Origin of the sequence: Arenibacter lacus (genome assembly GCF_008711145.1) — a bacterium.
GTDB classification, from domain to species: domain Bacteria; phylum Bacteroidota; class Bacteroidia; order Flavobacteriales; family Flavobacteriaceae; genus Arenibacter; species Arenibacter amylolyticus.
Window position 1 is genome coordinate 62,501 of the sequence record NZ_VVIN01000007.1, and the last position, 24,815, is coordinate 87,315.

General features: G+C 39.6%; 12 protein-coding genes. 4 read left to right on the forward strand and 8 right to left on the reverse strand.

Annotated features, from left to right (window positions below; all coding sequences use genetic code 11):
* Window positions 1-2: 2 nt before the first annotated feature.
* On the reverse strand, window positions 3-7,529 hold the full coding sequence (locus tag F1E73_RS04350) for a PKD domain-containing protein (protein WP_150451192.1): 7,527 nt from the start codon (window positions 7,527-7,529) through the stop codon (window positions 3-5).
* A gap of 361 nt (window positions 7,530-7,890) precedes the next feature.
* On the opposite strand from F1E73_RS04350, the gene F1E73_RS04355 reads away from it, so the two are divergent.
* Both F1E73_RS04355 and F1E73_RS04360 read left to right on the forward strand, forming a co-directional pair.
* A complete protein-coding gene (locus F1E73_RS04355; protein ID WP_150451193.1) occupies window positions 7,891-9,273 on the forward strand; it encodes an exonuclease domain-containing protein in 1,383 nt (460 codons plus the stop codon).
* 87 nt (window positions 9,274-9,360) lie between these two features.
* A complete protein-coding gene (locus tag F1E73_RS04360) occupies window positions 9,361-10,050 on the forward strand; it encodes a ferredoxin reductase domain-containing protein (RefSeq protein ID WP_086477871.1) in 690 nt (229 codons plus the stop codon).
* Between the two features lie 123 nt (window positions 10,051-10,173).
* On the opposite strand, the gene F1E73_RS04365 is transcribed toward F1E73_RS04360, so the two are convergent.
* Window positions 10,174-11,598, reverse strand: coding sequence for an L-serine ammonia-lyase (locus F1E73_RS04365; RefSeq protein WP_150451194.1), 1,425 nt, complete (start codon window positions 11,596-11,598; stop codon window positions 10,174-10,176).
* Between the two features lie 816 nt (window positions 11,599-12,414).
* Here F1E73_RS04365 and dnaK point away from each other — a divergent pair.
* Window positions 12,415-14,328 carry a molecular chaperone DnaK gene (gene dnaK, locus F1E73_RS04370; RefSeq protein WP_150451195.1) on the forward strand — a complete coding sequence of 638 codons (1,914 nt, stop codon included), beginning with the start codon at window positions 12,415-12,417 and terminating at the stop codon, window positions 14,326-14,328.
* A 442-nt stretch (window positions 14,329-14,770) separates the two neighbouring features.
* Here dnaK and F1E73_RS04375 read toward each other — a convergent pair whose 3' ends face one another.
* From F1E73_RS04375 to F1E73_RS04390, 4 genes are all read right to left on the reverse strand, one after another.
* Window positions 14,771-15,742, reverse strand: coding sequence for a hypothetical protein (locus F1E73_RS04375; protein ID WP_150451196.1), 972 nt, complete (start codon window positions 15,740-15,742; stop codon window positions 14,771-14,773).
* Window positions 15,743-15,750: 8 nt separating this feature from the next.
* Window positions 15,751-17,205, reverse strand: coding sequence for an MBOAT family O-acyltransferase (locus F1E73_RS04380; RefSeq protein WP_086477875.1), 1,455 nt, complete (start codon window positions 17,203-17,205; stop codon window positions 15,751-15,753).
* Between the two features lie 306 nt (window positions 17,206-17,511).
* The gene (locus F1E73_RS04385; RefSeq protein WP_150451197.1) at window positions 17,512-18,669 is read right to left on the reverse strand and encodes a GNAT family N-acetyltransferase; all 1,158 of its coding nucleotides are present in this window, start codon (window positions 18,667-18,669) and stop codon (window positions 17,512-17,514) included.
* A gap of 140 nt (window positions 18,670-18,809) precedes the next feature.
* On the reverse strand, window positions 18,810-19,805 hold the full coding sequence (locus F1E73_RS04390) for a GNAT family N-acetyltransferase (protein ID WP_191088981.1): 996 nt from the start codon (window positions 19,803-19,805) through the stop codon (window positions 18,810-18,812).
* 854 nt (window positions 19,806-20,659) lie between these two features.
* Here F1E73_RS04390 and F1E73_RS04395 point away from each other — a divergent pair.
* Complete coding sequence (locus tag F1E73_RS04395; protein ID WP_150451199.1) at window positions 20,660-22,348, forward strand: carbamoyltransferase family protein; 1,689 nt, start codon at window positions 20,660-20,662, stop codon at window positions 22,346-22,348.
* A 56-nt stretch (window positions 22,349-22,404) separates the two neighbouring features.
* Here F1E73_RS04395 and F1E73_RS04400 read toward each other — a convergent pair whose 3' ends face one another.
* Both F1E73_RS04400 and F1E73_RS04405 read right to left on the reverse strand, forming a co-directional pair.
* A complete protein-coding gene (locus F1E73_RS04400) occupies window positions 22,405-23,643 on the reverse strand; it encodes a GNAT family N-acetyltransferase (RefSeq protein ID WP_150451200.1) in 1,239 nt (412 codons plus the stop codon).
* Window positions 23,644-23,656: 13 nt separating this feature from the next.
* Window positions 23,657-24,697 (reverse strand): peptidoglycan bridge formation glycyltransferase FemA/FemB family protein, encoded by a 1,041-nt coding sequence (locus F1E73_RS04405; protein ID WP_150451201.1) that lies wholly within the window; start codon window positions 24,695-24,697, stop codon window positions 23,657-23,659.
* Window positions 24,698-24,815 lie beyond the last annotated feature (118 nt).

The following is a 24,815-nucleotide window of genomic DNA, read 5'->3' on the forward strand; positions in this document are numbered from 1 at the left end:
TATTATCTTAATATGGAGGCTTCGCCAGTTTTTGTGATTTGGTTGTTGTCCTTGGTGGTTCCTACGAATAAGTATCTAAATGACTTGTGTTTATAGGGTTTGCCAGAACTATAGTTTCCATTCCATCCCCAGTGGATGGGCATGTTGTTATAATCATAGGCCACAGTGTAAACTAGGCTGCCCCACATATCAAAAATTTGAAAGGTAAAGGACGATATCCCTGTAAATTCACCCTGAAAATAATCGTTGATTCCATCTGCATTAGCAGAGAAGACATTGGGGAACATTACGTCGTATCCCTTACCAATCTGTACGGTTTGCTGCACGGATTTACTACAACCTTGCTCATTAAATAGGTTTAGGGTAACCGTAAATTGTCCGGGGTAATTGTAGCTGTGGGTTGCCAAGGAACCCTCCACAGTGGGATCTATGTTTACTGTGGGACTTCCGTCGCCAAAATCCCATCTTGCCTTGGTGTAACCCTCATTATGGATGTTGAACCTAATATCTTCCTTGGCCAATAAAAGTCCTGTAATATCGTATTCTGCCGAGCTATAGCTAAAGGACGGCTCGGGTACCCCAGTGCTAATAGGTAGCGTAAAGCCGCATCCTTGGTCGTTAACTACATTTAAGGAGGCATTTTCCATGGGATTGGCAATTTGAATGGAATAGGTATTAACATCGGTTTTTACAGAGGGCATTAGCGCATTATTATAATAGAAGCTTACATCGCCCCCATAACTGTTAAAAATGGATACGGAAATACTCCCTGGATTTCCAAGACATAAGGCTTCGTCCAAAAATGGTCCGTCCAATTTTTGAAGCGATTCGGTTTTCTTTACCTGTATTATTTCTCGGTAGTAATAAGATGGATCGTCATTGGAACATCCATTAATATTGCTTGTTACGGTAAGCCTATACCTACCTTCTTCCAGATTGCTAAATTCCGTTCTATTTTGTCCCATGGGGGCAAATTGAGGGTCGGGATTGGAAGTGGTTCCGGCAACTTCCTTTTCCCAAACTATGGAGTAAGGCCTTAGTCCACCAGAAACAGCGATAGAGATAGCCCCATCGTTAGTGGATCCACAACTTACTGGTTTTACTGTTTTGTCCACTACAATTGGAGGATGGGAGGTGGCAAAGGTAAAATGGAGTTGCTGGGAAATACAGTCCTTACTATCGGTAATAGTTAAGGTATAGGTACCCGGAATTGCTGTGAAACTGGTTATATCCTGTGCTACAAAATTATCGGGTCCTTCCCAATCGTATAAATAATACGGGGTATTATCTGCATCCTTAAAAGGAGAACCACCGCTTACCAATTTGGTATCCAGCGAAAAGTTATATTCCCCTTCACATGGCGCCAAGGTGAATTCCTGAGGGCCCTTGTAGGACAATGCCTCATAAGGAGCTAGGTAAAAGGTTTCTACCTTACATTGATTGGCATCGGTAACCGTAATTACATGGCCCTCGCTATTGAGACCGCTTATTGTGGTTTCCTTAGAATTGAATAGTACCGCTGCACCGTTGTTTATTGAATATTGGTAAGGTGCAGTACCGCCCTCTATAGCTATGGTAAATGATCTTCCCGTATTAGAATCGAAACAACTTGCACTTTGCGAATCAATTTCGGTAGCACTAAAAGCCTGAGGGGCTTTTATAACAAAGGTCTTACGGATAGTACAAGGGGCATCAGGATTGCTATTGGTATCGGTAACCACAACCTCATAGCTACCACCACCTAGATTGGTAAGGTTGGTAGTATTGGTAGCATAGCTAGTTCCATTCTTATACCAATTTATTTGTAACTGACTGCTTGGATCCGATTTTACCTGAATGTTTATTTCTGCGTTGGAGTCTTCGGCACATTGTAATTGCTCGTTTACTAGCTGTATACTGCTAAATTCCATTGCTGCCTTAGAGGCCACATGGGCGGTGTAGGTAGTAGAGCAGCCTACCTGATCTGTGATCGACAATACGTATACCCCAGGAGCCAAATTACTAATGTTTTCTGTGTTATAGCTTACATTGTTGGGACCTGTCCAGCTAAAATTATAAGGAGGGAAGCCGCCGGTTACTGTGGTAGTTCCATTATTTAAACTTATAGATCCATCATTTTGACCAAAACAGCTAACATTTTTCACCACAACCGAAGCCTGGTCAAATTGTAATCCCATGGGAAGAGTTACCGATTTGGATACGGAAATGGAACAGGAAGCATCCTGCACAGTTACCGTATAGTTTTCTCCTCCGCTTAATCCGGTATAGGTAATTTTGGGGTTATTGGAGGTTTGTACTGTGCTGGTTCCATCCGGTTTGGTCAGCGTATAGGTAAAGGGTGCAACCCCACCTGCGCTGATTGCTGTAATCACCGTATTACACGTATCCCCAATAGACATAGTAAGTTTCTCTGGTTCTGATACTTGAAAGGGCAGGGAGGTAACGCTACAGCGCTCGTTGTATACCGTAAGTTGATAAACGCCTGCCGATAAATTACTCAGGCTGAGGGTAGTGGCAGAAAAGCTATCATCGCCAACTTTGATCCATTTATATGTATTGGCAACCCGGTTGGCCTGGGTTAGAACATTGGATGCACTAACATTGGAGTCACTCCCCGTACTAACATAAACGGTAAAACTAATTCCCGCAACTTTAGCGGTTAAACTAATCTCATGGTAATTACTGGCTGCAATAACCTCACTGAGTTTGGCGCCCGTTGCACTGTTTACCTTTTGGGCCAAAGCAGCGGCAATTTCACTATTGTTCTGGGGTTGGTTAATGCCATTTAAGGTAACCTGATGTTCGTATACAATTCCGTTGATAATTAAACTGTATTTATTGCCTAGGGTAGGGGTTCCAAAAAATGAAACGGTATTCATCTGTTTTTGTGCGGTACTCCCTCCAGTAATCCTTTCGTTGGGTATTACAATACGCCCATCATCTCCTCCAAAGCAACTAACACCGGTAATATCATTGGCAATAATATCCTGGTTGTTGATAATTGGATAGGGAATTACCGTTACCAATATGGGGGCAGTTTCATCGGAACAAGCCACTCCATTGAGGGTACTGGTTACACTTCTTTTGTAATAGGTAGATTTTGTTAAGGTAGCAGGCGGAGTATAGGTTGGTTGATTAGCATTAACCACCGGATGGTAGGATTGGTTGTCTTCCGAAGAATACCACTGGTACGATAAGATGCCTGCCCCTGAAGCAGCAACTATTTCTACAAGCGCTTTAGGTTGGTCGCCTTCACAGATAGACTGATTATCTGCTATTTGTCCGGCATCCACGGCATTGTATGTAATCTTCACAGGGTTGGTGGCTACCGTGCAGGTTTGGTCACCTAGGGAAGTCCTTGTCAGGGTCCTCTTATAGTAGGTTGTTTCGGTGGGAGTAGGAGGTGTGTAAGATGCGGTGGTGACACCTGTTTCGGTCCACGTATTCCCATCTAAGGAAGCTAACCACTTATAGTGTTGATCGGGAAAATTACTTGCATCGGTAACGGTTAGGGTGCTTGGGGTATTGCCCTCACAAAGGGTCTGATCGCTGGTGAGGCTCCCTGGTACTAATTTGTCTGACACCTCTACAACAATAATATTGCTATCAGCCTTGCATAGTACTCCATTTAAGGTAGATATGGCGGTTCTTTTGAAATAAGTAGTGGGGTAGTTGCCTGCTTGGGGGTCGTAGGTGCCGTTGGTTGCCCCTTGTATTTTTCCCCAAGTGGCATTATCTATAGAGGAATACCACTGGTATTTTAGGACTCCGTCTGCCGTAGCATCTACGGTGCTTCCCAAGATGCTTGGATCGTCTCCAAAACAAATCTTTTGAGCTCCAGAAATACTGCCACCATCTACATCGTTAATACTAATTTTTATTACGTTGCTCGGTACAAAAGGTCCGCACACCCTACTATCTACAGTGGTGAGATAATCCCTTCGGAAATATTTGTCTGCGGTTAATGGGGCTCCCATTGAATACGTGGCATCGATTGCGCCTACGATAGGGGTAAAAGTTATATTATCATCGGATTGATACCATTGGAAGTCTAAATAAGGCAGGCCTTCTATAGCACTGGGATTGCCAAGGGACGGAGGCATATCATTGTAACAAATAGTGATGTCCTGGCCTAGATTGTCTGCTTGAGGAACTAAAACGGTCACCGGATTGCTATCTACAATACACTCCACCCCGTTAATATCGGTATTGGTAGTGGTTCTTATATAGGTGGTTGTTTTAAATATGGGGTTCGAAGGAGCAAAGTTTATACTGGTCGCTCCCGGTATTAGACTACCGTTTTTATACCACTGATAGCTTAGGGTGTCATCGCCAGTGGATGCTTCCATCTCTATAATTCCACTGGGAATGTCCCCATTACAGATTACTTCCTCATTGCTACCCTGGGTACCGTTGGCATTGGTAGTCCCAATGACTCCTCCTGTGGCATTGCCTCCATTTATGACGGTTAGGACGTTACTGGTAACACTGCAACTGACTCCGTTTAAGGTAGAGGTGGTAATTCTTCTATAGTATTTATTTTCTGTTACTACCGGAGGGTCAAAGAAAGCCTGGGTGGCATCTGGTATTTGGGTAAAATTAATATTGTCATCGGAAGCTTCCCATTGGTAGGTAAGTTCACCAGAAGCGATTAGAGGGTAATTAACCCCAAAAGGTTGTGGATCCCCACCGTTGCATATTTCTGTAGTTCCTGTGGCCCCAGAAGAAAAGGTGATTTTATGGTTTGCTGGATCTTCAAACTTGTTTATATATACTAATACGGGGGTGGTAATAGCTTCACAGGAGCTTGTCCCCAGGGTACTGGTAGCCACCCTTCTATAAAAGGTTTGTATTTCCCCCTCATTTATTGGGGTGAAGGTGGCTTGGTTGGCGTTTGCAATTGTATTCCAGTTTTCCCCATCTGTGGAGCTTTGCCAAGCGTAGGCAATGGTTCCGTTAGAGGTGGCATTTTCGCTACTGGTGAGTGGGGGAATGTTTGCATCACCACATACGGTTTGGGTCTGGGCGACAGTTCCTGCCGTTAGGCTAAGCAAGGTAACCTGGGTAGGCGTACTAAATCCTTCGCAATTAAAACCATTATTGGTATTGGTTACTTGTCTTTTGTAGAAAGTGGAGACCGTAATTCCATTGGAAAAATGTAGGGTTTCTCCAGTTTCTCCTGGTATTTGGGTATATGCAATATTATCCGTGGAGGAATACCATTGGTAATTTATTCCTGTTCCAGCTGGGGTTCCATTGGCAACGGTAATAGGGGCCGGAGCTTCTCCCTCACATACTACCTGATCTGCAGACCCTTCACCGCCAGAAATTGTTCCAGCTACGTTTACGGTTACCTCATTGGTGTATGCAGTACACACTTTTCCCTGATAGCTACTGGAATCTAAGCGTCTAAACTTGGTAGAAGTAGAAAGAATTCCTGGGGTATAGGTGGTTCCTTTAGCCGCTGCAATGGTAGTCCAACTGATACCATTATCAACAGACGCTTCCCAAGTATGGGTTAGGTTTCCTGGGGTGGTGGTATTCCCCAAAGCAATAATGGTCTCTGGTTGCTGCCCTTCACAGACATCCTGGTCATTACCTATACTGCCAATTCCTAGGCTGTTCACATAAACGGTGCTTTCTGTAGAAAACTCGTGACAAACGGTTGCATTATTTGTTATAATGGTCTGTCTCCTGTAGGTTGTGGTAGTCGTTGGCGCTGTGGAAAAACTGAGGGAAGCATTGGTTTCTCCATTAATATTGGTGAAGCCTCCTGTGGTTGCCGCCTGCCATTGGTAGGTAATATTAGGGCCTTGGGGAGTACCGTTTTCGATGGTTATAGGGGTTGGAATATCGGCCTGACAAATAGTTTGGTCTACGCTGGCAGTTCCTCCTTGAATTTCTTGGAGCACTACAATTTCTATTTGGTTGGTATATTCCGAGCAACTATGGCCATTTAGTACAATGCTGTCCTGTCTTCTGTATTTTGTGGTTTGGGTAAGGGCGACAGGCTGATATTCCGCATTGGTGGCCCCGGAAATTGAGGTCCATGCATTTCCATTATTCGCTTCCCATTGGTAGGAGATGGTCCCGGAACCTGAAGCATTCTTCGCTGAGGTGATGGGATTGGGAACCTGATTATAACAAATGGTTTCGGCACCAGAAATATTCCCTACATTAAAATTGGTATAGGTAATGGTAGCCACGGAACTAATTCCTTGGCAGCTTGCACCGGAAATGGTGGTGATACGCCTATATTCCTGTACTCCGGGAGCAATATTGGCAGACGCATTGTAGGTGCTATTGGTAGCGCCATTAATATTTACCCAAGTGTTGTTGATACGTTTTTGCCATTGGTAGCTGCCATTGTTTTCCCCATTGTTAATGGTAAGCAATTGCAGCTCCTCTAGGGAGCAAATCTTTTGATCTGTAGCTGTGCCACCTAAAACAGAAGAGTTTACGGTGATGGTGGCTGCAGGAGTATCCATATAACAGCTAAAACCATTTAATACATTGGTGATTCGTCTTTTATAAGATGTAGAGGTAGTTAAAGCCGGGGGTTGATAAAAATTTTCGGTAGCGTTCGGAATGGGTTGCCATTCCCCGGAATTGTATTGGTACCACTGGTAGGAATGTTGACCTCCTGGGGTTACAGCTACCTCAGCTGCGGTATTTAATTGTTGGGGAGTTTCTCCCGTACAAATATTTTGAGAGGCTCCCTCTGTAATTCGGCCTGGGGTAATTTCATTTACGGTTACGATGGCAGGGGTGCTCATTTCTGTACAACTCTGTCCGTTTAAATTGAATGAGGTGGCTCGTCTATATTTATTTACCCCATTGGTAATATTGGCCAAGTTAATTGGTAAGGACTCTTTGTTTGAATTAGGAATTGCCTCCCAACTACCGTTTATTTCCTTTTCCCATGCAAAACTTCTGTTTTGTATAATATTGGAGGCTGCAATCCCAATGGCCTGTACCTTGGATAGGGAACATACTTGTTGATCTACTCCGGTTCCGCCAGAAAGGGGTATAAATTCTATAGTAGCAATTTCCTTTCCGTCTGTTAGTCCATTTAGGTGATTGGTATTCCCATCCAGTATATATTTAATACTTCCATCTGTAGTAGTGGCAGTGGGTTTTAAGGTAATGCGCACGTTTTTTATAGTAATCACATCCACTGTTGCTTGGGCATTAGCGGTTACGGTTACTTCCAGTCTGGAGGTGTTATTGGGGGCTTGGATTACGGAGATCGATGAAATATCCGCCCCACTTGTATTAGCTTCGCTGGCTGTAATCTCAAAGTTGGAGGGGGCTTCCAAATAGAACGTATAGGTGCCTTGGCCAACATCGGTTGCTAAGTTTTCCGTTAGAAATAAACTGCCTAGGTTTAATTGGGAATTGGGCAAGCTGTTACCACAGGTGTTGAAACTGCCGTTCTCTATACTACTGCTTAGTTGTGCGTTGCCGTGCCATACAGAAACCATTATCAGAAGTATGAATGTGGCTGTTTTTATGGAATTTGTTATCATGATAATGCTCCCTTTAACTGATTTACCTGCATTTAAACAGATTATTAGACCCAAGTATGGTGAAAGACCCTATAACGGTGGAGGAGTTAAGGATATTGTCGATTTTTTAGGTATTAAACCTTCCATATCCAGTTTTGTTGTGAAACCGTATATTTGTGTGGTGAACTATCAATCCTAATGTGAAAAATCTTTAATGCTTCCCATATTTTAAGTGGATAGTGCAAAATAAAACTTGGTGGAGGATGGTCTTCCAATAGAGTATCCTAGTATGATATTGGAAGCACTAGGTACCCACTTAATTACTTTACTGACGCGATTTTGATCAGTTTATAAAATTAGATGCTATTTAGTGTATGCCATAATGTACATAGCCACTACAGGGCTGCGGGGGGAGAACGATAAGGTAACGGAGATTTGCATCCTAAATCACGATGGGTCCAACATCACTGATCGATTTTATACCTTGGTAAATCCTGAAATTCCCTTGGATGATGGCCTGTTAAAAGAGTCTGCTCTTAGGGGGAATAGGTTATCGGAGGCTCCAAAGTTTTATGAAATAGCCAAGAAGGTGATGGAGTTCACAAAGGATCGGGTGTTGATTTCCCACTTTGTGAATTTTCATTACCAAGGATTAAAGAAGGAGTATATAGCCCTGGGAGGGGCGTATAAACGCCCAAAAATATGCACGGCAAGATTATCCAGAAAATTGATTCCCGGTCAACAAAGTTATAGCTTGGGAGCTATGTGCACCCATTTGGGGATAATGTTTCAAGGGGGGATAAATGCACAGGAGGGTGCAGAGGCCACCCTATTACTGTTGGAAAAATTATGGGAGTTGGATACAGTGGGAGCATTCCACCACTTATTAAGCGCACGCTCTTTAAGGATTCCGGAACCTCCCTTATGGCCAAAAACGGCAGTTAGCAAATTACCCAATTCCACTGGGGTGTATTATTTTAAAAATTCTGAGGGGGTCATTATTTACGTTGGCAAGGCCAAGGATATAAAACAACGTGTATTAAGCCATCGGTATAGTAGGGACCATAAGGAAATGCGACTTTGTTTTGAAACTACGGAAATAACCTATACCGTTACCGGAAGTGAGTTGTTGGCCCTGTTGTTAGAGTCGGACGAAATTAAAAAACACACTCCAAAATACAATCGCGCGCAAAAAAGGACTCGGGCTCGATACGGTATCGGAACCTATATCGATAAAAATGGGATAGTGAACCTTACTTTTGGGCAATTGACCAATTTGGAAACCCCCATTTTACATTATTACACCGCATCTGCCTGTAGGGATTTCTTGGAAGAGCTCTGTAAAACGCACCAACTTTGTTTAAAGTATTGCGACCTACAAAAGGTAAAAGGGGCTTGTTTTCAATTCCACCTAAAGAGTTGCAAAGGAATATGTACCAAGAGGGAATCGGTAGAAGCTTACAACGACAGGGTAGAAAAAGTTTTGGAGGAGATTGTGGCGCCCAAAAACACCTATGTTATTAAAGGAAAGGGAAGGGTAAAGGACGAAACCTCCTTTGTTTTGGTAGAAGAGGGGATATATAAAGGTTTTGGGTACCTACCATTCAATAAAGAGACGCATCAATTGGAGGGGTACACCGCCTACCTAGTCGCTATGGAAGATAATTTGGATGTGCAAAGGATTATAAAGAGCTATTTGAGGCAGGGGAAAAATAAAAGTAGTATTCTTAAATTCGGCGAATTGTGTGCTTCCAGAGCTAGATAACTCCACCGGCTACTTTATTCGCAGATAGACAGCATTGTAACCTTTGGGATCCCTAACCATCCAATAGGAAATAAACCGAAAGTAACTATGGGCTTTAAATTTCCGTATAGGGTGAAACTATTGGGTAAAAAATACCTAAACCACAATGTAGTGCAATTTAGAATAGAAAAACCGTATGGCTACACCCATAGCCCAGGGCAGGCACTAGAACTGAGTATTGCCAAACCGGGATACGAATTGGCCGTTGCCCCGTTTACCATAAGCAATTTAAATACGGACGGGTATTTGGAATTGACCATAAAGATACATCCCCATAAAAAGAGTCTTACCTATGGCATGGCAACTTTGGAAAGTGGAGATTTCCTTCAAATTACCGATCCTTGGGATTCCTATAATTATAAAGGTCCGGGAATGTTTATTGCTGCTGGTACGGGGATAACTCCCTTTTTACCCATCTTGGAAAGTTTAGAAGCGCAAGGGGACAGAGTAGATGAACAACATAGCTTACTTTATGCCAATAAAACGCCAGAGGACATTTTGTATCCTAACAAACTTCAGCAGCGTTTGGGAAAGAAATGCGTTCATGTGCTAAGCAGATCTAGGACTAGAAACACCTTATTCGGCAGAATCCATTACGGCCTTTTAGAGTCGCTAATCCACGATGTTCAGCAGTATTTTTATGTCTGCGGCCCAAAACTGTTTGAAAAGGATATTTCAAAAAGCCTCTTAGCGATGGGCGTTGGAAAACGGTATATACAGACTGGAAATAAGTTTTAAACCTCTCTAAATGCTAAGCATTAGATGATGAATGGGTACCCCTATTCTCCTTGTCACATTTATGATATGGTCTAGGGTTGAATTTTTGAAGTCTACCTTGTATGTTTCTTCGCCCTAGCAATACTAACAATCACTTAAAAACACCCCTACTGCGAGTCCGCCTGTGGAGGTTTCCTTGTATTTGGTGCTCATATCCTTGGCGGTTTCCCACATGGTATTTACCACCATATCTAGTGGCACCTTGGCATTTGCGGGATCTGTATCTAGTGCCAATTCTGCAGCGTTAATGGCTTTAATAGCTCCCATGGCGTTACGTTCTATACAAGGGATCTGCACCAATCCACCAATGGGATCACAGGTAAGACCCAGATGATGTTCCATAGCTATTTCTGCTGCCATTAGTACTTGCTCTGGACTCCCACCTAGTAATTCGGTAAGAGCTGCCGCTGCCATAGCGGAGGAGACCCCAATTTCTGCCTGACAACCTCCCATGGCTGCAGAGATAGTGGCCCCTTTCTTAAAAATGCTGCCTACTTCGCCGGCAACTAGCAAGAACTGTTTTATATGGTTAAAATTAGCTTGATGATTTTCTATCACCATATAGTACATGAGTACCGCAGGGATTACCCCAGCACTCCCATTGGTGGGAGCGGTTACCACCCTACCCAAGGAGGCGTTTACCTCGTTTACACTGAGGGCAAAACAACTAACCCAAGTAAATATGGAGCGGAACCGCACCTTGGTCTTTCGTATGGTCTCTATCCATTCTTCTGGAGTGGAGTAGGGCAGTTCTCCTTTTAGTTTTTTATGCGAATCATAGGCCCTTCGCCTTACATTAAGACCACCTGGTAAATGTCCTTCGGTATGGCACCCTATGTACATGGAAGATAACATGGTATCCCAAATATGCTGTAGACCCTTATCTATTTCTGCATCGCTACGTAGGGAACGCTCGTTCTCCAGCACTATTTCCGAGATGGTTTTATTCTCTTCTTTGCAGGTAGCCAGTAGTTCTGCGCCATTTTTTATAGGATGAGGAAAGGTCTTAAAGACTTCTTTTTTTCGTTTGGAGTTAGCCATTTCTTCCTTGACCACAAATCCTCCTCCAATGGAATAATAGGTTTCCTTTATTTTTTTTCCATTCGCTAGCGTCGCAATAAAGATCATCCCATTGGCATGAAAGGGTAAAAACTCCCTTACAAATACGATGTCTGTAGCTGGGTTAAAGGGAACCTCCAAGGATTGGTTTAAGTTAAGCACTTTTTGCTCCTTAATCCCTTGGATAATTCCGTCAATGCTTTCAATGGCTACCGTAACAGGATCGGCACCTGTTAATCCCATCATTATGGCAATGTCTGTGGCGTGACCTTTCCCAGTTAGGGCTAAGGATCCATAGGCTTCTACCCTTAATTCTCGTACGGATTTAAAAACCTTTTTTTTCTGTAGTACCTTTATAAATTGCTCTGCGGCGCGCCAAGGGCCTAAAGTATGGGAACTAGATGGTCCGACCCCAATTTTGAGCATATCAAAAACACTAATGCATTCCATTTTGTAAGCTAGTTTTAAGGGTAAAGATAGGATTATATAATGAGTTAATATAGCAATGAATTAATGTAGCAATGAAGCAATGAATCAATTTGCTAATTTGAAGATTTGGAAATGGGCTGATGTAGAAATGTGCTAATTATCTAATGTAACAATGAATCAATGAAGCAATGAATCAATGTAGCAATGTAGCAATGAATCAATTTGCAAGTTTGAAGATTTGGAAATGAAAGAATAGTCTAATCTAACAATGCAATTTAACTTTCATCACTATTAGGGAGCAACCAAGGTAAAGGACGTGTAATCATGGTTTGGCTAAAGCCGCTTTACTGATTCCTAATAAACCCCGAGATAAACCTTGGGGCTATACAGTTCTTGTTATTGGAAGGCGTTGCACGATCTTTTAAGTGGTCAACCTATATCAGGGACGTACACCATTGTTAATTGCTAATTGATCATTGTTTATTGAAATAAAATGCACCATAGTTTATTGCTAATTGTTTATTGATCACTGTAAAACTGCCCACTGCTCACTTCCCACTGGCCTCTGCCTACTGCTATTTCCCCGCATTAGTGATTGCAATGTATAGCTCCCCCAAACCAACCTCTTGGGCGGTTAGGGGGACTAGCAATGGAAAGCACGACCCTTTGGCTTATTTTATGCCAAAGGGGAATGCCCAAATACCTAAGATTGTCTTCATATAGGCTAGTAATTGTATGCTTAGCTGACACCTTGTCATATTTATTTGTCATGGCACAATCATTGACTTAATACCCGCGAGTACTAAAAAGAATTTTCAACATAGTAAATACATAAACATGAGTAAAATTATTGGAATAGATTTAGGAACAACAAACTCTTGTGTTTCCGTAATGGAAGGGAATGAGCCTGTTGTGATCCCAAATGCAGAAGGTAAGAGAACTACTCCATCTGTCATTGCTTTTGTAGAAGGTGGCGAGATTAAGGTTGGTGATCCTGCAAAAAGACAGGCAGTTACCAATCCGGCCAAGACCATTTACTCTATTAAACGTTTTATGGGGAACAAATATTCGGAGTCTAGCAAGGAAGCCGATAGAGTGCCTTATAAGGTAGTAAAAGGGGATAACGACACCCCAAGAGTAGATATTGATGGACGTTTGTATTCTCCACAAGAATTATCAGCTATGATTCTTCAGAAAATGAAGAAAACCGCTGAGGATTACTTGGGACAGGATGTATCTAGAGCAGTAATTACGGTTCCTGCTTACTTTAACGATGCACAGAGACAGGCTACTAAGGAAGCTGGTGAGATTGCCGGCCTAACTGTAGAGCGTATTATTAACGAACCAACTGCTGCCTCTTTGGCTTATGGGTTGGACAAGAAAGATACTGATCAGAAGATCGTAGTATTCGATTTTGGTGGTGGTACACATGACGTGTCCATTCTAGAATTGGGTGACGGTGTTTTTGAAGTGTTATCTACTGAGGGGGATACCCACTTAGGAGGTGACGACGTTGACCAAAAGGTAATTGATTGGTTGGCCGATGAGTTTAACAAGGAAGAGGGTATCGACCTACGTAAAGATGCTATGGCATTACAACGTTTAAGGGAAGCTGCAGAAAAGGCGAAAATTGAATTGTCTTCTACTTCCCAGACCGAAATTAACCTTCCATACGTTACGGCTACCGCTTCTGGACCTAAGCACTTGGTACGAACCTTAACCAAGTCTAAGTTTGAGCAATTAATAGACGATTTAGTAAAAAGAACCATCGCTCCTTGTGAGTCGGCCTTAAAAGCTGCTGGTTTAACTAAAAGCGATATCGATGAGGTAATTTTAGTAGGAGGTTCTACTAGGATTCCTGCGGTTCAGGACGCTGTTGAGAAGTTCTTCGGTAAAAAGCCATCCAAAGGGGTGAACCCAGATGAGGTAGTTGCCGTTGGAGCCGCTATTCAAGGTGGAGTTCTTACTGGAGATGTAAAAGACGTATTGTTATTAGACGTTACACCATTGTCCTTGGGTATTGAAACCATGGGAGGGGTAATGACCAAGTTGATCGATGCTAACACGACGATCCCGACTAAGAAATCACAGATTTTCTCTACTGCAGCGGATAATCAGCCTTCTGTTGAGATTCACGTATTGCAAGGAGAGCGTCCTATGGCAGCGGACAACAAAACAATTGGACGTTTCCACTTAGATGGTATTCCACCAGCACAAAGAGGTACGCCACAGATTGAGGTTACTTTTGATATAGATGCCAACGGTATTATTAAGGTGTCTGCTACAGATAAAGCAACCAATAAGAGTCAGGATATTAGAATTGAAGCTTCATCCGGATTAACCGAAGAGGAAATTAAAAAGATGAAGGCAGAGGCCGAAGCAAATGCGGAAGCCGATAAGAAAGCTAAGGAAACTGTAGATAAGTTGAACGAGGCAGACGGTATGATCTTCCAGACCGAGAAGCAGTTGAAGGAATTTGGAGACAAATTGTCCGACGATAAGAAAAAGCCGATCGAAGAAGCTTTGGAAGAGCTAAAGAAAGCCTATGAGTCTAAAGACTTGGCGGTAATTACTCCTGCTTTGGATAAGATTAACGAAGCTTGGAAACAAGCTTCCGAAGAGATGTACAAAGCACAGGCTGAAGGTCAGCAAGGAGCACCAGCAGGAGCTGGAGCGGATGCTGCTTCAAGCAACGGAGAGTCTTCCGATACCGATAACGTTGAGGATGTAGATTTTGAAGAAGTGAAGTAATTTATTTCTCCTAATATAGTACAAACCCCCATTGAGCAATTGATGGGGGTTTTGCTTTTTTGGCCTTAGCTTCTTAGCTCCCAAATCAAAGCTATTGGAATTGTTTTTACTCAATCCTTCTAAACTGGTAATAGTAGTCTGCAAGCACCTTTAAAGTTGGCCTGTTGCCAATTAGTTTCCAGGTTTAAGGCAGCTGGTTGCTTAATGTATAGAGGCTTTTCCCTTTTGGAGATTCTACCAAAGATTTTAGCAGGGTTTCTAGCAGTGAAAAGTGGCCGGAATGTACCACATCTTAGGTTTATTTTTCGTGGAATTGAGTGCAAGTCCATCTATATATAGATAAGCACCAGGGGTTCATATATTTTAAGGGATGTGGTTGCTGTGTTTTCCTTTATAAAATCAGTTTGTCTCGGAGGTATTAATATAGCTCATTATCCTTGTCTTAGTGAGGTTTCTTTTGCCTAATATAATTTGCGATGATCTCCGCAATTAATTCCCTTCCATGGTCGTTCCAATGCATATCATAAATTAGATTGGTAGGTTTTTTAGATTTCTTGAAACTTTCTGAAAAATCGATATACTTAATTTGATTTTGATCACAAAATTCCAAAAAGATATTACTTGTTTTTCTGGCGTCCAGCAAAAGAGTAGTTTTGCTTTTATCAAAGCCATAAAGCTTTATAAGGTTTTGGAAATTGGCGATATATCTTTTATCCCTTTCTAATTTCTCGGCCTCAGTTTCTTCCTGTATTTCGTTAGATTGATAAGCGGTAATATCCGTTTTAAAGGGATTTTTACCTGTAGCAAGCTTTTTAAAGGGTTCCAATACGCCAATCTTCGATCCATAGGACAACAATTTAATCTGATCCCGAATTTTGAATATGGTGGAAGATAACATCTGTATTCTTTCGGTATTTGGAGTATAGCTGTCCCGCTCCAAATCATTTTCATAATTTAAGTATAGAATAATTTCGTCTATTAAATTAAAGGTATCCTGATAGGCATATACCAAATGCATCTGATTGGCAAAATCATACCCTGCATACCCGTATTGGTATACCTCAATACCTGCTATTTTTTCTTCAATTTTTTTGCCTATGGAGTTTTGGAAATCTTGGTGGAAACCTTCAATATAGGAGTCACCAACAATCGCTATTTCGTATTTGGTAGCACTAGGATTAAACTCCCGGTGCGAATTAAATCCCGATTTATTAATATTGAATTCAGAGAAATTTTGTTTCCTATTCCCCGTTACTGCGTAGCCATTATGGTGTGGCACTCTTTTTTCAACGCCATGGTCGTCAATAAATCTAGGTGGATCTACAGTGTAAAGATGGAATGCCCGTACTGCTAGTTCTAACATCAGCAGAATTAATAAAATATACAGCGCAGTAGTACCAATGAATTTTCTCATGATTTTTCTTAGAATTGAAAATAGATGAAAGATCGGTTCACATTATCATCATAAAATAATAGCATGCCCAGGATCATGGCGCTATAGACAAAAAAGCGTACCCCCTTGGATTTAAACTTAAAAGGATTTCTTTCGTCTTTCCTAATTAGGTATTCATAAAGGGTAAACAAGGCCAATAAGATATAGAAGTCGGTCATTCTATATCCCATGGGATGGGTATAGGCAGAATAACTGAAATTGCTATATATTCTGTCGATATAATTAAAGGAATCGGTTAAAGAAGGGGATCTAAAAAAGATTCTGGAAAAGGTAACCAAGACAAAGGTCCAGAATACCATAAGCAATTCTTTTAGAGATGGTAGTAAGGTATTTTGCCCAATAACGTTATCGGCATAAATTCTATTTCTACCCATTAAAAATACGGGTATATAGAATAGGGCATGGAGTCCGCCCCAGAAAATAAAAGTCCAATTGGCCCCATGCCAAAATCCGCTGACTAAAAAAATAACACAAATATTCCTGACAGATTTAAGCTTGCTTACCTTAGAACCTCCCATAGGGATATAAAGGTAATGTCTAAACCAGGTTGATAGGGATACATGCCATCTTTGCCAATATTCTGCTACATTTCTAGAGAAATTGGGAAACTTAAAGTTGGACATTAATTCTATTCCAAAGAGTTTTGCTGTCCCAATGGCAATGTCCGAATACCCACTGAAATCTCCATACACCTGAAAACTAAAAAGACAGACCCCTAAAATAAGTGTGGAAGCGGTATGCTCTGTGTAGTTGTTAAAAATATCGTCCACAATGGGCGCAATGGAGTCGGCAATCACTAATTTTTTAAAGAATCCCCATAGAATTAATTTAACTCCGCTAACTGCCCTCCCATAATTGAACTTTCTTTCGGTGGTAATTTGAGACAATAAATTGGAGGCCCTTTCTATGGGGCCGGCTACCAATTGCGGGAAAAACGCAACAAAGGTGGCAAAGGAAATTAAATCCTTGGTGGGGCTAATTTTTTTATAGTAGACATCAAAAGAATAGGACATGGTTTGGAAGGTGTAGAACGAAATTCCCACCGGTAACAAAACACTCAGTATCCAAGGGCTCTTTACATCGTATCCTATACTGGCAAGAAGGTCGATGTACGAGTCTATAAAGAAGTTGTAATATTTAAAGAAGCCCAAAAGTGCCAAATTAAAGAGGACACTAAATGAAAGCCAATATTTACTTTTTTTGGGGGAATCCCTATGTTTAAAGATTTGCTGGCCGATAATAAAATCTACCAACGTACTCAAAATAATTAGAAATAGAAATCGCCAATCCCACCAACCGTAAAAGATATAACTACTGATGATGATCAGTATATTTTGGTGCTTAATGTTTTTGTTGAAAACAAACCAGTACAAAATAAATACTGTGGGCAGAAATAAGAGAAATTCTAGGGAATTAAATAACATAAACGTCCAACAGGATTAGGGCTTATTTAAAGAAATACCTCGTTCTAAATCTAATTGCCACACACAGGGCAGAAACGATATTCTTCATTTACTTTTTTATGGAATAAAATTAAAATTTATGAGCGGTAATAATTACCAATTTGTAATGGGGAATGTACAACTTACTACAATTATACCTTAAAAGATTCTATGGTAGACTTGGTTTTGTCGTTGAATTGCAGATGAGGCCTTATTGACTGCAATGAGGGATATAGCTCTTATTTTTGAAAATGTTTGTTACCTAATATTTTCGGTTTTTGAACATTTTCAATTGTTCGATGGGGAAATTTTTACACTTGTTTCATTGCCCTGTATGATATAGGCATTTTCTTTATCCAATCTATAAATTTCTATTTGTGAAATATGCGTAATGGTGGAATATAGAAAATCGTAAATATATTTATTTAGAAAGGCGAATTCTTCCGTGTTGGGATCTATTTTTATACAGTTTTTGGTAGATGGGGGTGTTGGTAATTCCTCAACTTGATAATCGATGGATTCGAAGTTGGTGTTTCTTTTACCAGACAGCTTACCTTTTAGTTTGTAATAAAGGATATGAATGTTTTTGGATTTTAGATATAGTTTGAGTCGCCCTAAATAGGCTTCCTTTAAACTCCAACCTACTCCAAAAACTGAATCTTTACGATAATGGATATGATGCTCAAAATTATATATTTGATTGCTCCAGCGACGCTTATAATCTAAATCGCCCCTGCCCATTTCAAATACCAAATGGTCATTCTCTATGCACCATGCTATTTGCTTGAAAATTTCGACATGCCCAAGACCAAATTTTGAATAATCAATGTCATAGGATGAAATAGCGCTAAAAAGTATACCGTGATAATGAAAATTCAGGGAAATCTCTATGGGTTTTTCATCATCATAAATCACAAACAAGGAGGCTCTATTCTTCAAGATTAGATGGTAAGCAATTTTTCTTATGTGTTCCCATTTAGAATCACTTTCATTCTTTGCATTTAGCTGGCGGAACCTTTTTTGCAACATATCTGCCAAGGAATCCATTATGAAATTATAGGTTTTCTTCTCTATTTCCCCATAGTACATTTTATATTCGATGTTGAAACAAGATTCCAACCGCTTCACATACCTGTGGATAGTTTTTGAATTGGATCTGAATTGATTTTTCACATAACTTTCAACCTTTGAATAGCCATCCAAATTTGCAGAGTACCCTTTTACTTGGGGTATTATTTTGGAATGAAAAAGAGTGTTGTTGGTTAACGGAAAAGTCAAATAATCTGGAACAAATTTCACGGAATAAACTGGTAATTCAGGGGTGCTGGCTGTTTGGGAATTACATGTTATTAGGGTGCTGGCAAATTGCACACCTCTGTAAATATCCGGGATACCATTTTCTTTTTCGAATAAATCTGCAAATAAATCGATTCTCTTTACCCTCATACCTTATATTTTAATAAATAGAATTGTTAAGCAAAAAACGGTTTCAATATTATCTAGAGGTCCCATTAAAAAAGAAAAGGATATGAATATACAATTCCGTACCATGGTTTATTTATTAGAAGTAGTTGTTTTTGGTAGTGTTAGGATTCTTTCCAATTGAAATTGGCCAATTTTTTAGCCCTAGTTATATACAGGATTTTGTTCATCTGGAATTTTTTACCAATAATTTCCTTATCTCTTAAATATTGTCTTAATCTATATTTAAATATCAATAAGGTAGCCTTAGCTCTCGAAATAAGGGATTTAGGGTTGTAAAAAAGGTGGTGACTATAACGGTAAATATGATTACACCATTTAATCTTGTAATCTGTATGGCCCATACCAAGATCAAAAATGATGAAGTCATTTTTTTTACACCATTCTATATGCTTTAGCATGCTAATATCGCCCATGTTGTAATGGGAGTAGTTTATGTCATAGGTTTGAATATAGCTGGAAACAATGTTGTGCAAATGAAAATTTAGGGTAATAGTGATTGGCTTTTCTCCATCATAAATTACAAATAAAGAGGCTTTTTTTTCCAGAATCATGGGATAGACTAGTTCAAAATAATACTTCCAACTTAGTAAGTTGTTGTTATACATTCTTTTTTCCAAAAATCGCTGTTCCAGCATATTATAAAACTCTGTAAAAAGAAAATCGTAATGAGTTCTTGAAATATCTCCGTAATGAAAGGTATACGAAATCTTATGACTTCCTTCCAATTTACGTTGTTTTGCATAGAGATTCTTTATATTTCTTTTACTTAGTTGTTGCTCTAAATAGGTTTTGCTGTCATTAATACCTATTAAATTCACCAGAAAACCTTGGTACTGGGATATTCTTGTACACTTTAGTGGTGTTTTTCCAAAGTCTAGTTCCAAGTTTAAATAATCAGGAACGTTGGTCACCCTATATACCCTATTTTTTATTTTATTGGTATCCTTGGATTTAGGCAGTTTTACAACGCTATTGTTGTCTAGGTTGTTAACTATTTTCTCAGAATAAAATGGCGGAACACGGTTTTCTATAAAGGTGTAGAACATTAGACCTAATTTGGAAGCAACTTGCTCCCTTAGTATTGTTTTTGTTCCCATGCTAGTTTCCATTTGGTTTTTTAAGGGGTTTATTCTGCAATAGCTTAATTATTATATACGGTTTGTTGGGTAAAGGGTAGGTGGTGATTATGTATTTGTATTTTTTAAAGGAATGTAAGAGAGGTTATTAAAGCTGATTTCAATTGTGAACACTCCGCAGGTAGGTTTTAGTTTAGTGCTAGGAGTTTTGGATCGTATAGGATGTCCCTTAATTGGATGAACTCCGTATAATTTGAAATTTATCTGTGGTTTCACAATATTGTCTTTCTTCTTGAATATAATAAAGCCATCATCCCCCTGTGGCTATTAAGGTAAATAGATCTGTTGTGAAGGTATAAATATTCGAAGATTGTTCTCTTAATTACTCGATGATAGACAATAAAAAGGTGTTCTTTTTCAATTAAAATGAGGGGCCTTGTATGATACGGATAGAGAAATATTCCCATCATCCTACTAGTTGTTTCCAAAGCAAATCCATAATTATGGTAGACTTCATATAATCCTTACCTAGTTTTTAGTTGGAGGCTTCTTTTTAATAAAGAAACTATGTTATATAGGATTTTTGCATTGAGAATAAACGTGGGTGAAAATGCCGATTCTAGGGGAGTAGAAAGTTATCATGAAAGGGAATCGGATCGTTGAATACAATACCATAAAATTAAAATGGAGGGGAAGGTGGCAGCATATTTAGAGGGGCCGGTTTTAAAAAAGGTGCTTATTATACGAATGTGATATTAATATTTCCGAGTAAGAATTTAAATGTTAATTAAATAGCAGTTATATTAATAATATTGTTTCATTTTAATTAAATTTATCCATAATACTAAAACAGAATTAGTTAAATATTCGACTGGATGGTAATACTTGGGCTTAATTATTATTTTCACGATTCTACTGCATGTATTGTGATAGATGGCAAAATGGTTGCTGCTATAGAGGAAGAAAGGTTAAATCGTGATAAACACACCACGGCTTTCCCTTTGCTTGCTATTGAAAAATGCTTGGAACTGGCCAATTTATCATTTCAGGATATAGATCATATCGCCGTTTCTATTAAGCCTACCACCAATTGGTCTAGGAAAGTGGTGCATTTAATGGGGCATGCATCTAGTTTTATGCCGTTTTTTGGACATCATGTGGTAAATGCCTATGCAAAACAACGTCGTTTTTGGATTTGGTACAATAATGTATTTAGGAATGGGACCAAATCGCCCAAAGTTCATTTTATAGAACATCATTTGACACACGTTGCAGGGTCATTTTTTGTGTCACCTTACAAGGAGGCAGCCCTACTGGGTATAGATGGATCTGGAGAATGGGCCACATCCTGGTTGGGTTATGGAAACGGTAATAAAGTAGCATGTTTTACCCAGAGCTATTTTCCACATTCCTTAGGCTCATTCTATGAAGCGGTTACTGAGTTTTGTGGATTTATACCAAATTATGATGAAGGGAAAACCATGGGCTTGGCACCAATGGGAAATTCCGAAACTTATATTGAGGAAGCTAGAAAGTTGGTAGCCGTTGATAGTACCGGTCAAATAAAAGTAGATCTAAGTTATTTTAACTTCCAGAATATTGTAGGTAAACGATGTTCTAAAAAGTTCTATGCTACTTTTGGGGAACCTAGGGAAAAGGGGGGAGAGATAGAACAACATCACATGGATGTGGCTGCTGCCTTTCAAAAGGTTTTGGAAGAGAGAGTGCTGGAAATTTGTGAGATCCTCTATCAGAAAACAAAGGCCGACTACCTGGTGATCTCTGGTGGTGTGTCTTTAAATAGTGTCATGAATGGTCGCATTGTAAGGGAAAGTAATTTTAAGGACGTATATGTTATGCCTGCTGCGGGGGATAATGGAACAGCAATTGGTGCTGCCTATTACTTATACAACGGTATATTGGGGAAGCCTAGGGACTTTGTTCATGACAATCCATATGTAGGTACCAGTTATAGCAATGATGAAATTGAGCAAGCCATAAAGGGGGCTAAGCTCCCGTATGAGTATCATGAAGATATTTGTGAAGTAGCAGCTACTTTATTAGAGAAGGGTAAAATATTGGGATGGTTTCAGGGCCCTATGGAAATAGGTCCAAGAGCCTTGGGTAGTAGGAGCATCTTGGCTAATCCTGCTTATCCGGATATGAAGGATAAAATAAATTCGGAGGTCAAATTTAGGGAGGCCTACAGACCATTTGCCCCCTCTGCCATTATAGATGCTAAAAATGATTTTTTTGACTTGGATGTGGAAGATCCATTTATGTTAAAAGTTTGTAATGTGCTCAAGGACAAACAAAATGTAATCCCGGCCGTTACCCATGTTGATGGGAGTGCTAGATTGCAGACCGTTAGGAAAGAACTGCATCCTCGATATTATGATGTAATCAAAAAATTAGGAAATAAAACAGGGGTGCCAGTTGTTCTAAATACAAGTTTTAATATACAGGGAGAGCCCGTAGTTGAATCCCCCAAAGATGCCTTGAGATGCTTTTACTCTACTGGTTTAGACTACTTGGTTATTGGGAACTATGTATTGAAAAAATAAAAAGATCACTGTCTGGTATAATGTCTTTTTCTGCTTTTTCCGTGCTTGGTATTGTACTATAAGATGGAAAGAAGTACGCGCTCCTTTTTGCCTATAAAAATAAAACTGTTATTGGTATGCTGTTTAATGGTTAAATCCTTTTCAGCTTCGCTGTTGAGGTATAGGAACTCGAATATCATAGTGCGTAGTTGATTCCACTCGCTGCTATCTTTTGTGACTTCCTTATAATTTTCCAATACCAATCTTTCCTCCATGGGTGAGAAAGTAAACTTGGTTTTTTCATCTTTTACAGACTTATTGTTCTTTAACAGAAAGCTTAATTTATGGAATTTGGTATTAAGGTCCTTTTCCCTTAAATACTGCTTTAGCTTAAAATAGTTCTTAATATTCCATGCTAAAAGTGTGGATAGGGGGGAAGTGCCATCGTAAAGAAGGTGATATTCAAAATTATAGGCTTTGTTGGTCCACCGCTTTTTGTATTCGTAATATCCCTTGGAGAAATCAAAGACTCCTAAGTTGTTATCCAAGGACCATTCAACCAATTTCATGATATTGATGGATCCAAGATTGAATTTCTCAAAATCGATGTCAAAGACCGTTATTGCATCTATCAGGGCGTTGTTCTGTATATAGTTTAGGGTTACAGCTATGGGGGTTTTTCCGTTATAGACTACAAATAAGGCTGCATCTTTTTCAAGGATCATGGGATAAGTAGCTTCTTTATAGAAGTTCCATTCTTTGGGTTCAAGGTTATTATTGGTTATTTGTTTTTGAAGGAACCTTTTTCGTAACAAGGCTTCAAAATGTTCAAAGACAAAGTAGTACTCTTCTTTCTTTATTTCTCCATGGTACATTTTATAGCGAATATCAAAACAGGTTTCCAACCGTTTTATATATTTATTTAGCTTATACCTACTGCTTTTGCTAAACGTTTGAAGTAAATAGTCATTATAATCCTTGAAAGGCGCTAGGTCTAATAAAAAACCGGGATACTGGATTATTTTTTCCCTTTTCAACCGACCACTTGCTAATCCATCTGTGGTTACTGCCTGTTCAGGTACGTCATAGATAAGCAGCACCTTGTTTTTCACCTCCCTGTTTATCTTTTCGTTCTCTAAAGAGTACCACATACCCTTGGTCATATTTCTGCCCACATTGGTGTAAAGAGGCAGAAATGGGTGTTTATAAAAGCTGATGCCCTTTAAAAAGGGGAATGAGGATATTTGCGCCGAGGGCCTAAAGTGTTGAAGCCAGGTGGTAGTGTACGTTTTCGAAGAAAACGGATTGTTGTTCATAATCTAAAATGGATTAAATATTACATCGGTAACAGGGGAAAAAGAGGCTGCACTCCTTGTGGAAAATAGCGCATTCCTTTTCTTGTTTTTTGGCTACCAACTCCTCGTAAACCTTATTATTAATAATATATCTCCATACCTTAAAGGGCTTAAAATCCTTGGAGAAACTCGCTTTAAAATCAAATAGAGAATCCTTACTGTTTTTTACACCACCACCAAGATTAAAATAAATGAGATTATCCCTACTTGCAGTCAGTCTCATTTCATCTATTAACAATTTAATAGGATAAAGGTGCATAAAATTAGCATCTGAACCCGATAAGTGATACTGTACAATTTTATTGCTTTCAATAAACATGGCTCCTGCAATGATCTTATTGGTTTCTTTTTTCAAGGCCAATAAAATCCTAGCATTAAAATCGGTTGCATTTAATAGTTCAAAAAAATATTCTTCACCAAAGAAATACTCCTGTTTTGCATTTACCCTTTTCATATTATCATAATACAAAGCAATATATTGCCTTATATCCTCTTTAGTTGCTGCTTCTCTTACGTAACACTCTCTCCTAGCTTTGTTCACATGGGTCCGTAGCCTTTTGTTATACCCTTTTTTTTGATCCTCTTCATCTTTGGTAATATCGATATTGACCACTTCACTCAAACTGCTAATACTTCCCAATCCTTTTATGCAGAAGATTTGATTGGGAATAAAAGGGTTAAGTCTCGAAAAAATAGTGACAATGTTGTTTTCAATTAAAAACGTCTGAAATTTTGATGCGAAAGCAGTAGCGTCAAAATTATCATCAACATTATTGGAGATTGGACCGCTATATCCATAAACGGAGGTACAATCCTTGTAATTCGAATTAGGGATACTTCTAAGCAATAAGGGGATAGCAATCAATATATTGCTTTCGGAGTATTTAAGCAATATGGGTTCCTCGTCCTGCTTTTTGGATATTAAATGGTATTCATAGGTATGATAAAAATCATAGCACTCCACTTTTCCAAGAAGTGAACTCCATTCCGCTCTGTCTTTTATAATTTCTATCATTGACTATTAAAAAAAATATTTATAAATGGGGATCAACATCTTAAATTATAATTTTAGCTCTTGTTTTATCTTACCTATAGTACTTTCCAACAATAGCAGCACCTTTTATCTATGGCAA

Bases quoted from the DNA above. Each gene is read 5' to 3' on its own strand.
- F1E73_RS04355 (WP_150451193.1), top strand. From the start codon at position 7,891: ATGTACATAGCCACTACAGGGCTGCGGGGGGAGAACGATAAGGTAACG.
- F1E73_RS04405 (WP_150451201.1), bottom strand. From the start codon at position 24,697: ATGATAGAAATTATAAAAGACAGAGCGGAATGGAGTTCACTTCTTGGA.
- F1E73_RS04350 (WP_150451192.1), bottom strand. From the start codon at position 7,529: ATGATAACAAATTCCATAAAAACAGCCACATTCATACTTCTGATAATG.
- F1E73_RS04360 (WP_086477871.1), top strand. From the start codon at position 9,361: ATGGGCTTTAAATTTCCGTATAGGGTGAAACTATTGGGTAAAAAATAC.
- F1E73_RS04395 (WP_150451199.1), top strand. From the start codon at position 20,660: ATGGTAATACTTGGGCTTAATTATTATTTTCACGATTCTACTGCATGT.
- F1E73_RS04365 (WP_150451194.1), bottom strand. From the start codon at position 11,598: ATGGAATGCATTAGTGTTTTTGATATGCTCAAAATTGGGGTCGGACCA.
- F1E73_RS04400 (WP_150451200.1), bottom strand. From the start codon at position 23,643: ATGAACAACAATCCGTTTTCTTCGAAAACGTACACTACCACCTGGCTT.
- F1E73_RS04390 (WP_191088981.1), bottom strand. From the start codon at position 19,805: ATGGGAACAAAAACAATACTAAGGGAGCAAGTTGCTTCCAAATTAGGT.
- F1E73_RS04380 (WP_086477875.1), bottom strand. From the start codon at position 17,205: ATGTTATTTAATTCCCTAGAATTTCTCTTATTTCTGCCCACAGTATTT.
- F1E73_RS04375 (WP_150451196.1), bottom strand. From the start codon at position 15,742: ATGAGAAAATTCATTGGTACTACTGCGCTGTATATTTTATTAATTCTG.
- dnaK (WP_150451195.1), top strand. From the start codon at position 12,415: ATGAGTAAAATTATTGGAATAGATTTAGGAACAACAAACTCTTGTGTT.
- F1E73_RS04385 (WP_150451197.1), bottom strand. From the start codon at position 18,669: ATGAGGGTAAAGAGAATCGATTTATTTGCAGATTTATTCGAAAAAGAA.